This is a genomic window from Streptomyces globisporus, from assembly GCF_003501885.1.
In the GTDB taxonomy this organism is placed as follows: Bacteria; Actinomycetota; Actinomycetes; order Streptomycetales; family Streptomycetaceae; genus Streptomyces; species Streptomyces globisporus_D.
This window is the reverse complement of sequence record NZ_QWFA01000237.1, coordinates 1-11,725: the sequence shown is the minus strand read 5'-3', so window position 1 is coordinate 11,725 and position 11,725 is coordinate 1. Positions and strand designations below refer to the sequence as shown.

The window sequence follows — 11,725 nt, the reverse complement described above, 5'->3', positions numbered from 1 at the left end:
CGGATCCGTCGGCGTCGGGGTGGGGTCGGTCGGTGTCGGCGTTGGGGTCGGAGTCGGATCCGTCGGAGTAGGAGTCGGGTCCGTCGGAGTAGGAGTCGGGTCCGTCGGAGTAGGAGTCGGCGTCGGGTCGGGGGCGCACGACGGCAGGTCCCCGTCGAAGGGGTACGCGTGGATCTCCTGGCCGCCCGACTGGCCCTGCGAGGTGTGGGTGAGCGAACCCGCCGTGTAGAAGCGGCCGTTGGTGCCGCTCATGCTGAGCACCGTGGAGCTCGTCGGCCGGCCCACCAGAACGCTGCCCTCGAACTGGGCCGGGCCGCTCAGCGACAGAGCGGTGGCGTCCGGGAAGTTCCACAGGAGGTTCTCGCGGAGGCCCTCGTTGGGGAACGAGCCCATGAACGTGGCGACGCTGCGGGTGCTGCCGTACACGTTGACCAGGACGGTCGCGCCCTCGGGGATCCCGTTGAACACGAAGCCCGTGTTGCCGCCCGTCTCGGACTCCAGGTCCGCGTCCACGTCGAAGATCTGGATCGCGGAGGTGCCGTCGCCGGTGAAGGTCATGAGGTCGCCGACCTGCTGCCAGGTGCCCGTCGCCTCCCGGTGCTCGTCGCCGTCGTAGGCGTAGCACCGGCTGGCCTCGGTGAGCTGCGGGCGCAGCTGGGTGTACGGGGCGGCCGCGTCCGCGTCGAAGCGCGGGGCGGTGGTGGGGTTCACCGTGCCGGTGAGCGCCCCGGCGTACGCGACGCGGCCGGAGTGCTCACCCTCCTCGGCGAGGAGGCGCTGGCCGTCGGCGATGGTGATGTCCCCGCCCGTCGTCAGATAGTCGGAGCCGTCCGGCGGCGGCACCCGCGAACCGACGCCCGCGATGCCGACGTTGTAAACCTGCGAGACCCCCTCCCGCTTGTTCATGTCGAACTCGCCGAGGGTGACGACCTTGCCCTCCGCCTCGGCCGCCGCCTCGCGGACCAGGAAGTCCCCGCCGACGAAGACGTTGATGTTGCTGTCGAAGCCGACGACGGGACCGTTGTTGGGGTCGTTCCAGCTGGGCGGGCAGGAGCTGCCGAGGCAGGGTCCCAGTCCGCCCGGCAGCGGATCGGCACCCGCGGCCGGGGCCAGCACGCCCACCATCGCCGCGGCCGTGGCCACTGTCACTGCTGCCCGGATTGCGTTGCCGCGCCTGCGCGCCTTCTGTTCCATGCCGCGCAATATGCATGGTCATCACTTTGTCGTTTTGTATGACACGCCGCTCTTGACCCGTTGCGTAGGCCTATGGGTGGTTTCTTCGCGCGACACGCGCACAGGAGCGGCGTGTCGGAGCGCCGGAGCGCCACCGTCTGAGCGCCGTCGCCTGTCAGAGCGCCAGCAGCTTCGCCTCCAGCTCGGGGTCGAGGCCGACGGCCGGGCGGTCGGGGCGCTGGGGCGCCGTGCCGCCGAGCGCGCGCAGCCAGGACCAGGTGTCCGCCACGGTCTCCTCCACCGGGCGGCAGCGCAGCCCCGCCGCGTGCGCCCTGGTGTGGTCGCCGCGGTGCATCGTGTCGTACAGCTCGCCCGGCGGCAGCCAGATCGGCAGGTCGCTCCAGGGCTCGGCCCCGGCGGCCAGCAGGACCTCCGGATCGGTCCAGCGCAGTTCGGCGTCGGAGCCGGTGGCCCGTACGCAGGCCTCCAGCAGCTCGCCCATGGTCGCGTGGCCGGGGCGGCTGACGGTGTTGTACGGGCCGTGCAGCCCGTCCGCCGCCGCGTCGAGGATCCACGCCGCCAGGTCCCGGACGTCGATGTACTGGAGCTCCGCTTCGGGTCGGCCGGGGGCGATCACCGGGCCGCCGCGGGCGATCCGCGACAGCCACCAGGGAAGTCGGCCGATGTTCTCCCCGGGACCGATGATCAGTCCGGCCCGCGCCAGCAGGGCCCGGTTCCCGAAGGCGTCGAGGGCGGCCAGCTCACCGCCGCGTTTGGCCCGGTCGTACGGCACGTCCCCGCCGTCGTCCGGCGAGGCGCCGATGACCAGCGGGCCGTTCTCGTCGAGTCCGGGAGTGGCCGGGCAGGCGTACACCGAGCGGCTGGAGACGTAACTGAAGTGTCCGGTCCGGCCGGACAGCAGACGGGCGGCGTCCCGGACGGCCGCCGGGGCACCGCTCCAGGTGTCGACGACCAGGTCCCAGACCCGCCCGCTCCCCGCCAGCGCCGCGAGCCCCCGCTCGCCCGCGGTCCGGTCCCCGGTCAGCGCGCTCACGCCGGGCGGGGGCGCGTGGCGGCCGCGGTGGAACACCGTGACATCCCAGCCCCGCTCCAGCGCCGCGTCGGTGACGGCCCGCCCGACGAACTCCGTACCGCCCAGCATCAGAAGCCTCATGGAATGACTCTGCCCACCGGCGGGCGGCGGGGGAACCCGCACACGCTGTCAGCAGAACGGGGAACTCTCCAGGGGCGTGCGGAACCGTCCGGGTCAGGGCGTGCGGGCCAGCGGCGAGCGATGGCGCAGCAGCCACTCGTGGTAGCCGCTCGCCCGTCGCGCCGCGTCCCGGTAGGCGTCCTCCAACTGCGCGTACACCACCTCGATGTCGGCCCCGGGCCGGGAGACCAGGAGGAGGCGTACCGCGAGCGGGTCGCCCAGCAGCGGGCGGATCACCATGTCGTCGCGCGGGCCCGACGTCGGCTGGCAGGGGGCGACGGCCTCGCCGAGCACGACGAGGGAGGCGGCGGTGAGGTAGTCGCCGTGCAGGACCGGCGGGTTCAGTCCGGCGGCGCCGAGCACCCGGCGTACGCCGTCCCACTCGCCGTCCACCGTCGGATCGACCATCCACGGGTCGCCCGCGAGGTCCCCGAGCTCCACCACCCGGCGGCGGGCGGCCGGGTGGTCGCGGGAGAGGGAGATGAACTGCGGTTCCCGGTCCACGAGTACGCGCTGTTCCAGGCCCTCCGGCAGCGTGAGCGGACAGCCCTCCACCTCGTGCACGAAGGCGACGTCCAGGCGGCCCGCCGCGACCGAGCGCAGCAGCGCGTGGGCGGAGACGTCGACCCGCAGGGAGATGTCCGTACCGGGCAGGGCGACCCGCAGCCGGCGCAGCCAGCCGCCGATGACCCGGCTCGCGGTGGAGCCGATGCGCAGCCGGGAGCCACGGGGGCGGGTGGCCTCGGCCTCCGCCAGCGCCGCGGTGACCAGGTCGTTCATGCCGTCGACGAGGGGCCGGGCCCGGCTCAGGACGGCCCGGCCCAGGGAGGTCGGGCGGCAGCCGGTCCGTTCACGGAGGAACAGTTCGGCGCCGAGCACGTTCTCGATGCGCCGCAGCTGGGTCGTCAGGGAGGGCTGGCTCACGCCGAGACGGCGGGCCGCCTGGTGCAGACTGCCCGTGTCGGCGATGGCGCACAGCGCCTTGAGGTGTCTCACCTCCAGCTCCATGGAGCGGAGACTATGACCGCCGTCCGCCGCACACCAGACGTCGGAACCCCACCAAACGGCGGCAATTCAGGGAGTGTTGGGCTCGGAGGACTGTGGCGATGCCGTGTTAATGACGTGGGCATGGCATGACGGTGAGAGGCTGACGTGCGCAAAGAAGAGGCCCGGGCGGCGATAGGGCGGCGCTATCGCCGTTCGGCATCATCCCCGGCGACTGTGCGCTGCACCACACTCTTCCCCGTACCGCCCCACGCCTTGTCCGTTCAGCGGACACCCCCACGGCGTGGGTTCGTTCGGACAGGTAGGAGAAATCCCCCCATGAGACACCTCAAGAACGCCGTCGCCACCGCCGCCGCCGGCCTCGGTCTCGTCGCCGCGCTGGGCACCGCACCGGTCGCTCTCGCCGCTCCGGCCCCTGCCGCCCCTTCCGCCTCCTCCACCATCGCCGCGTACAACGGCTCCGGCGAGAACGCCGCCGCCAACCGGGCCTTCCTCGACGCGGTCATGAAGTCCGTCGCAGAGAAGCGCGCCGCCAACCCGGGCATCAAGGCCGTCACCGTCACCTACGACGCCTCCGGCGCGCCGTCCTTCCGCAGCCAGATAGCCAACAGCACGCGGATCTGGAACAGCTCGGTCTCCAACGTCCAGCTCCAGGAGGGCTCCGGCGCGGACTTCACGTACCGCGAGGGCAACGACCCGCGCGGCTCCTACGCGAGCACCGACGGCCACGGCCGCGGGTACATCTTCCTGGACTACGCCCAGAACCAGCAGTACGACTCGACCCGCGTCACCACGCACGAGACCGGGCACGTGCTCGGCCTGCCGGACAACTACTCCGGTCCGTGCAGCGAACTGATGTCCGGCGGCGGCCCCGGCCCGTCCTGCACCAACGCGCAGCCGGACGCCAACGAGCGGGCCCGGGTCAACCAGCTGTGGCAGAACGGCCTGGCCTCGCTCGCCCGTTCCGCTTCCTGACGCCGTCGCACTCCCGGCGCCGTCGCGCCCCTGGCGTCATCGCGTTCACGACGCCGTGGCGCTCGTCCGGCCGGTCCCGTGCCCCGGGACCGGCCGGCACCCCCCACACGACAGAGGGCCGTTCCGCTTCCGGAACGGTCCTCTGCGCGATCCCCGACGCCTCCCCCTGTCAGGCGTCGAGTTCGTTACGGACGAGGGTCAGCAGTTCGTCCTCGGTCATGCCCAGGTCCCGGGCGTCGGCGACCGCTTCGCGCACCCTCTCCAACAGCCGGGCACGCTGCGGCGAGGCGCCCGCGGTGATCGCCGCGCCCCGGCCGCGGCGCAGTTCGATGAGCCCTTCCTCGCGCAGCCGCTGGTAGCCGCGCAGGACGGTGTGGACGTTCACGCCGAGGGATTCGGCGAGCGCCCGGGCGGCGGGCAGCCGCTCGCCCGGGGCCACGGCGCCCTCGGCGACCGCGCGCCGGACCGAGGCGGCGATCTGGTCACCGAGCGGCACGGTGGAGGTCGGATCGACCCGGAAGAGCATGGTCAGCGCCCCGCCCGCTGCCGGTCGAGCAGGGTGTTGAGCAGAGCGGCGCCGGTGGCCGAGTCCCCGACCGTGACGGCGAACTCGCGTCCGCTCGTCAGGCTGACGACGATGGCCTCGCCCGAGCGGGTGATGACGCCGCTGCGCTCGGGGCGGATGCGATAGCCCCAGCCGCCGTACTCCGCGAGGGCGTTGACCGGGCGGCTGTCCGCGACCTCCATCCGCTCCAGCGGCACCCGCACCCGGGGCCGGGGCAGCAGGCCGGTGACGGTGAGGCCGCGCCGGTCCACGGTGACGTGGGGGCGGCAGAAGGTGCCCGTCACCAGGGCGAGCAGGATCAGCGGCACCCTGATGAACCAGCTCTGCTCCCACCCGACGGTGACACCGGCCGCCAGCAGCACCAGCACGGCGACGGGTGCCCACCAGGCGCCGATGCCGCGCCCCCAGGCGGCCACCTCGCCGTCGGCGAGCATGATCCTCTCCCGGGTCGCCGGATCCAGGCCACGGGGATCCTCGGGCGCGGGGGCCAGCCGGGACAGCAGCAGCCCGAGCGCTCCGGCGAGAGCGGCCGCCCCGAGGGCCACCGCGATGTGCCAGAGCGGGAGCCCGTCGGCCGAACCGCCTTCGGGGGCATCCACGTTGACGAACAGGACGGCGATCAGCAGATAGCCGAGGAACGCGGCCACGGCGAAGCCACCGCCGATGAGCCACCGGTAGGTGCGGCCGTGGAGCCTGCCCTTGACGGCGATGAAGACCCACAGCGCGCCGAGCACCAGCAGCGAGGGGAGCGTGTAGAGCAGATAGGCGGTGAAGCTCGTGTATCCGTTGGCGGATCCGCCGGCGTCGAAGTGGACGGCCAGCCGGTCGGGCAGGCGGTCCGCGATGGCGGCGTAGAGCGTGAGGTCGATGAGGAGTGCGAGCACAAAGGGCAGGGCGGCGAGAGTGACGCGGCCAAGGTTCTTGCTTGTCATGGAAAACCTCCGTTGTTCGCATGCTAGTAGAACAATATGGCGGAGGCAACAGGGGGAAGGCCACGGGGGAACGCGCGTCCGCCCCGTACCGGGATGCGGTACGGGGCGGACGCGAGCGGGTCGTCGTTGACGGGAGGTCGGGGGAGGCCGTCGGGAGGTTGTCGGCGGCGGCTGCACAGCTTCGGGTCAGGCGGCTCCGGGCCAAGGGACACGCGTCTGGAGGCTGACGTCGTCCGGCAGGATCCGCTGGACGGCGGCCAGGGCCGCGGCGAAGTCGCGCTCGGCGCGGGCCGATTCGTACACCGCGCCGTCCAGATGGAGAGCGAGGTGCAGATCCGGGTCGGCCCGGCGCAGGGAGAGCAGGCACGTGAGTGTGGCGTGGCGGAGCGTGCCCGCGACGAGGACGGGCAGCGGCCGGTCCCACTCCAGGACGCAGTCGGTGAGCGCGCCGTCCCGGAGACCGAACGCCCCGTCCTCCGGCGGGGCGCCCGCGCCGGGCCTCAGGCCCTCGAAGCTCTCGCCCTCGAAGTCGGCCCCTCTGACCCGGAGCCGGATCCGCTGTCCGTCCGTGGTGAGAACGGCGGCGTCGGAACCCTTGTTGTCCCGGTACCAGCCGGCCCACGACTCATCTGTCATGAGCAGGGACTGTAGCCCCCGCCTCGGACAGCTTCCGTACCGCCCTCCGCAGGAGAGCCGCGGGACGTCAACCTGCCTGGGGTTCACGCCACATGGGATACATCGGCGGCCCGTCCGGCAGGTCGACCGTGCGGCCGAGGAAGCGGAACCCGAGCCGCTCGTACAGCACCCGGCTGCGGGCGCTGCTCGCCTCCAGATAGGCCGGCACACCCTCCCGGTCGCAGCGCTCCAGCTCCGCTCCGATCAGCTCCGCCCCGATGCCCTCTCCCTGGCGGCCGGGACGGACGCCGATCATCAGCAGATAGGCGTGTGCACGGTCGTGCGGGTGAACCACCCCGGTGAGCCTGCCCACCAGTTCGCAGCGCTCGTTGTCCGGGTCGGCGGTCTGCCGCATCAGCGCGGGTGTGGGGTCCTCCTCCTCGGGGGCCCCGGCCGGCACCGTCAGCCACAGGGCCACCGCCGCCTCGTCCTCGGCGATGTCGATGCGGCCCTCGGCGAGGGCGACGTCGACGAAGACGCCGAGGAACCTGCCGTGCACCGCCCGCCGGTGCGCCTCGTCGGGGAACACCCAGCTGCTGACCGGATCGTCGTGGAAAGCCTCCTCCATGACCGAGACGACGAGCTCCCGGTCTCGCTGCTCCGCCTGCTGGATCCGTATACCCATGACGGGCTGCCGCCTCTCTGCTGCCTTCCTTCAACCAACCTCCGGAATACTAGAGTTGACAGCGCGCCGCTGGTCACCCGAGGTGGGTCAGCTGGTCCGGCGGGTGACGAATTCGGCCAGCGCCAGCAGGTCGCCCGCCGCGCTCGGATCGGGGACCGCCCGGGAGAGGTGGTGGACCGCGCGGGCCATCCGGTCGGCCGCGCAGACCTGGGCCCAGTCCCGCCCGCCGGCCCGGTCCACCGCGTCGGCCGCCCTGCTCACCTCGGCGGCGGTGTTCATGGGCCCCCGGTAGAGCGCGGCGAGCTCGGCGGCGGCCGGGGTGCCCGAGGTGAGGGCGGCGACCACGGGCAGGGACTTCTTGTGGGCGGACAGGTCGGCCCCGACGGGCTTGCCGGTGCGGTCGGGATCACCCCAGATGCCGATCAGGTCGTCGATGAGCTGGAACGAGAGCCCGGCCTCCCGCCCGAACCCGTCCATCGCACGGACGGCCCGGTCCTCCGCCCCGGCGTAGAGGGCGCCGAGCGCGCAGGCGCAGCCGAGCAGGGCTCCGGTCTTGGCGGTCGCCATGGCGAGGCATTCGTCGAGCGTGACCTCGTCGGGGCCGCGCTCCTCGAAGGCGCAGTCCGCCTGCTGGCCAGCGCACAGCTCGATGACGCAGGTGGAGAGCCGGGCGGCGGCGGGGGCTGCGGCCGGATGCGGGTCCTCGGCGAGCAGCCGCTGGGCGAGGGCGAGCATGGCGTCGCCGGTGATGATGGCGTCCGGGATGCCGAAGACCGCCCAGGCGGTGGGCCGGTGCCTGCGGGTGGTGTCCTCGTCGATGACGTCGTCGTGGAGCAGGGTGAAGTTGTGGGCGAGCTCGACGGCGACGGCGGCCCGGACGGCGCGTTCCGGATCGCCCCCCAGCGCGCGGGCGGCGGCCAGCACGAGGGCCGGCCTGATGGCTTTTCCGGCCTGGCCGGCGGCGGGGGTCCCGTCGGCGTTCTGCCAACCGAAGTGGTACATCGCGATCCGGCGTATGCCGCCGGGCAACGACTCCACGGCCGATCGCAGATGCGGGTCGACGACGGCGCGGGTGCGCTCCAGGAGCGCCGCGGCCTCGTGCCCTTCCGTCGCTGCGTCCGTACTGGTCATGGTCACGGTCAACTCCCTGGGGGGGTGACTCGGAGTCAGCGCCAGCGGCTGACCTCGACGTTCTCCAGCACTCCGAGGGCGTCCGGTACCAGAATGGCGGCGGAGTAGTACGCCGTCACGAGGTAGGAGATGATCGCCTGCTCGTCGATCCCCATGAAACGGACCGAGAGGCTCGGTTCGATCTCGTCGGGGATGCCGGTCTGCTGGAGGCCGATGACGCCCTGCTCGGCCTCGCCGGTCCTCATGCAGATGATGGAGGTGGTGCGGGCGTCGGTGACGGGGATCTTGTTGGACGGGAAGATCGGCACCCCGCGCCAGGCGGGCACGTGGTGGCCGCCGATGTCGACGCTCTCCGGGACGAGTCCGCGCCGGTTGCACTCGCGGCCGAAGGCGGCGATGGCCTTCGGGTGGGCGAGGAAGAGCTTCGATCCGCGGCGGCGCGAGAGCAGCTCGTCCATGTCGTCCGGGCTGGGCACCCCGTCGTGCGGCTGGATCCGCTGCCCGTAGTCGCAGTTGTTGAGAAGGCCGAACTCCCTGTTGTTGATCAGCTCGTGCTCCTGGCGCTCGCGCAGCGCCTCGACCGTGAGCCGCAACTGCTGCTCGGTCTGGTTCATCGGCTGGTTGTAGAGGTCGGCGACCCGGCTGTGGACCTTCAGCACGGTCTGGGCGACGCTCAGTTCGTACTCGCGGGGCGCCGCGTCGTAGTCGACGAAGGTGTGCGGGACGACCGCCTCGCCGACATGGCCGGCGGAGAGGTCGATCGCCGCCTCGCCGTAGTGGTTGGTCCGCTGATGCGGAATGGAGAGCAGCCCCGCGAGGTGGCCACGCAGCGATTCGGCGCGCTCGGCGAGGTTGTACACGTCGGCCCGGCTCAAGGTGAGGAGCGTGCACGGGGTGAGCGTGCGGGCGGTGTACTCCCAGACGGCGTCGCCGTCGACCAGGCTCTGGTCGCCGAAGTACGCGCCGTCGGCGAGGACCCCGAGCTCCGTCTCGTCCCCGTAGAGGCCGGAGCCGATCTTCTCGACCTTGCCGTGCGCCAGCAGATAGACCCGGTCCGCCGCGTCCCCCGAGGCGGCGAGCACCTCCCCCGCGGCCACGTCCCGCTGCTCGCACCTGCGGGCGAGCTCGGCGAGGACCTCCTCGTCCCCGAAGTCGCGCAGAGCGGGCAGCTCCCCCAGTTCGGCGGGGATCACGGCCACCCGGTCCCCGGTCTGCACGAAGGTCACCCGGCCGTCGCCGACCGAATAGCTGAGCCGACGGTTCACCCGGTACGTACCGCCCTGTACCTGCACCCACGGCAGCATCTTCAGCAGCCACCGCGAGGTGATCTCCTGCATCTGCGGCGCGGATTTGGTGGTCGTCGCGAGGTTCCGCGCAGCCGCCGTCCCCAGACTCTGCTGCGGCGGCGCCTGCGTGTCGCGAACCTCTTCACCAACGGACATCTGACGTCCTCTCGATCATGGGCTGACCTGCGAGGAAAAGACTTTCAGCAGGAGGGGGAGGCCCGCCATTACACAAAAGAGTGTGACTAATCCGCCTTCAGGTGGGGCACGTTGATCCCCGCCACCGGACCACTCCTTTAATTTGCATACCCTGTGCAACTTATCTACGCTGAGCCCATGCGGCTGACGAGATTCACCGATGTGGCCCTCCGCCTCCTCATGCGGCTCGCCGTCGCCGAGAACGCGGAAGCGCCGACCACCCGCGAGGTGGCGGCCACCATGCGGGTCCCGTACACGCACGCCGCGAAGGTCGTCGCCCGACTCCAGCACCTCGGCCTCCTCGACGCCCGGCGCGGCCGGGGCGGCGGGCTCACCCTGACCTCGGCCGGCCGCTCCGCGTCGATCGGCTCGCTGGTGCGGGAGCTGGAGGGACCGGAGGAGGTCGTCGAGTGCGAGGGCGACACGCCCTGCCCGCTCCGCTCCGCCTGTCGGCTGCGCTGGGCCCTGCGCGGAGCCCAGGAGGCCTTCTACGCCGCACTGGACCCGATCACCGTCACCGACCTCGTCGCCTCCCCCACCGGCCCGCTCCTGCTCGGCATCGGCAGCGGCCCACCACCCGACTGACACCCGGCCCGCGCACTCGCGCACACCCCCACGCGGGGCGACTTCCCCTGCCCTTGAATACGCATCCAGCATTCCAATAATAAGGAGCCTCATGCTCTCCGACCGGTCCGTCGCCACCGTCCGCGCCACCCTTCCCGCCGTCGGAGCGGCCATCGGGGACATCGCCGACCTCTTCTACGAGAAGCTCTTCGCCGCCCACCCCGAGCTGCTGCGGGACCTGTTCAACCGCGGCAACCAGGCCTCCGGCGACCAACGACGGGCACTCGCGGGGTCCATCGCCGCGTTCGCGACCGCGCTGGTCGAGCGGCCCGGCACCCGGCCCGATGTGATGCTGGACCGGATCGCCCACAAGCACGCCTCGCTCGGGGTGGCCCCGGAGAGTTACGAGGTGGTGCACACCCATCTGTTCGCGGCCATCGCCGATGTCATGGGGGACGCGGTCACCCCGGAGGTCGCCGCTGCCTGGGACGAGGTCTACTGGCTGATGGCGGGCTCCCTGATCGCCGTCGAGCAACGCCTCTACGCCCAGCAGGGCGTCCTGGCGGGCGACGTCTGGCACGCGTGGGAGGTGGCCGCCCGGGTCGAGGAAACCGAGGACGTCGCCACGTTCCTGCTGCGCCCCGCCCAGGACACGACCGCGCCCGCCTTCCGGCCCGGCCAGTACGTCTCCGTACAGGTCGAACTCCCGGACGGGGCCCGTCAGATACGCCAGTACAGCCTCTCCTGCGCCCCCGGCTCCCGACTCCGGTCGATCACCGTGAAGCGCGTGCGCGGCCAGGGCTCGCCCGACGGCGAGGTCTCCGGCCACCTGCACGAGCACACCCGCGTGGGCGACCTGCTGCGCGTCTCCGTCCCGTACGGGGACCTGGTACTGGACCACTTGGACGCGCCCCTGCTGCTGGCATCGGCGGGCATCGGCTGCACCCCCATGCTGTCGATGCTGGAGTACCTCGCCCAGGAAGGTCACCGGGGCCCGGTCACCGTCGTGCACGGCGACCGCTCACCGGCCGACCACGCCCTGCGCACCGACCACGTACGGCTGACGGAGAAGCTCCCGGACGCCGAGGCGCACTTCTGGTACGAGACCCCGGAGGCCGGACAGCCGGCGAACCGCACCGGCCTCGTCGACCTGGCCGGCATCACCGTACGACCGGGAACGCACGCCTATCTGTGCGGCCCGCTCCCCTTCATGCGGGCCGTCCGGGCCCAGCTCCTGGAGGCGGGGGTCCGGCCGGCCGACGTCCACTACGAGGTGTTCGGCCCGGACCTCTGGCTGGCCGCTTCCTGAAACGCCCGGTCCACGACGGCAGGCGACAATGAGCGGGTGACCAGCCCGCCCCCCGGCCCGCCCCGCTCGTGCTCGTC

General features: G+C 72.2%; 11 protein-coding genes and 1 pseudogene. 3 read left to right on the top strand and 9 right to left on the bottom strand.

Features of this window, described 5'->3' with window-relative positions; all coding sequences use genetic code 11:
* From D3105_RS30295 to D3105_RS30285, 3 genes are all read right to left on the bottom strand, one after another.
* Positions 1-1,194: choice-of-anchor A family protein (locus D3105_RS30295; protein WP_240647078.1), on the bottom strand; the 1,194-nt coding region annotated here is incomplete at its 3' end.
* Positions 1,195-1,348: 154 nt separating this feature from the next.
* Positions 1,349-2,347, bottom strand: coding sequence for an NAD-dependent epimerase/dehydratase family protein (locus D3105_RS30290; RefSeq protein WP_240647077.1), 999 nt, complete (start codon positions 2,345-2,347; stop codon positions 1,349-1,351).
* Between the two features lie 93 nt (positions 2,348-2,440).
* A complete protein-coding gene (locus D3105_RS30285) occupies positions 2,441-3,394 on the bottom strand; it encodes a LysR family transcriptional regulator (RefSeq protein ID WP_118906110.1) in 954 nt (317 codons plus the stop codon).
* Between the two features lie 315 nt (positions 3,395-3,709).
* Here D3105_RS30285 and snpA point away from each other — a divergent pair, with 315 nt between their 5' ends.
* Positions 3,710-4,366: a snapalysin gene (snpA, locus tag D3105_RS30280; protein WP_118906109.1), complete on the top strand. Its 657-nt coding sequence runs from the start codon at positions 3,710-3,712 to the stop codon at positions 4,364-4,366.
* Positions 4,367-4,535: 169 nt separating this feature from the next.
* Here snpA and D3105_RS30275 read toward each other — a convergent pair whose 3' ends face one another.
* The 6 genes and pseudogenes from D3105_RS30275 to D3105_RS30250 all read right to left on the bottom strand — a co-directional run bounded on the left by D3105_RS30275 (position 4,536) and on the right by D3105_RS30250 (position 9,736).
* Positions 4,536-4,892 carry a GntR family transcriptional regulator gene (locus D3105_RS30275; RefSeq protein ID WP_006127498.1) on the bottom strand — a complete coding sequence of 119 codons (357 nt, stop codon included), beginning with the start codon at positions 4,890-4,892 and terminating at the stop codon, positions 4,536-4,538.
* A gap of 2 nt (positions 4,893-4,894) precedes the next feature.
* A complete protein-coding gene (locus tag D3105_RS30270; protein ID WP_118906108.1) occupies positions 4,895-5,863 on the bottom strand; it encodes a DUF1648 domain-containing protein in 969 nt (322 codons plus the stop codon).
* A 213-nt stretch (positions 5,864-6,076) separates the two neighbouring features.
* A pseudogene (locus D3105_RS30265) lies at positions 6,077-6,499 on the bottom strand (DUF6304 family protein); the annotation flags it as partial.
* Between the two features lie 67 nt (positions 6,500-6,566).
* Complete coding sequence (locus D3105_RS30260; protein ID WP_118906106.1) at positions 6,567-7,163, bottom strand: GNAT family N-acetyltransferase; 597 nt, start codon at positions 7,161-7,163, stop codon at positions 6,567-6,569.
* 87 nt (positions 7,164-7,250) lie between these two features.
* On the bottom strand, positions 7,251-8,294 hold the full coding sequence (locus D3105_RS30255) for a family 2 encapsulin nanocompartment cargo protein polyprenyl transferase (protein WP_118906113.1): 1,044 nt from the start codon (positions 8,292-8,294) through the stop codon (positions 7,251-7,253).
* Positions 8,295-8,329: 35 nt separating this feature from the next.
* Positions 8,330-9,736 carry a family 2B encapsulin nanocompartment shell protein gene (locus tag D3105_RS30250; RefSeq protein ID WP_118906105.1) on the bottom strand — a complete coding sequence of 469 codons (1,407 nt, stop codon included), beginning with the start codon at positions 9,734-9,736 and terminating at the stop codon, positions 8,330-8,332.
* Between the two features lie 177 nt (positions 9,737-9,913).
* Between D3105_RS30250 and D3105_RS30245 the strand changes: the two genes are divergently transcribed.
* Both D3105_RS30245 and D3105_RS30240 read left to right on the top strand, forming a co-directional pair.
* Positions 9,914-10,360, top strand: coding sequence for an RrF2 family transcriptional regulator (locus tag D3105_RS30245; RefSeq protein WP_118906104.1), 447 nt, complete (start codon positions 9,914-9,916; stop codon positions 10,358-10,360).
* 91 nt (positions 10,361-10,451) lie between these two features.
* Positions 10,452-11,648, top strand: coding sequence for a globin domain-containing protein (locus D3105_RS30240; RefSeq protein ID WP_118906103.1), 1,197 nt, complete (start codon positions 10,452-10,454; stop codon positions 11,646-11,648).
* The last annotated feature ends 77 nt before the right edge of the window (positions 11,649-11,725 follow it).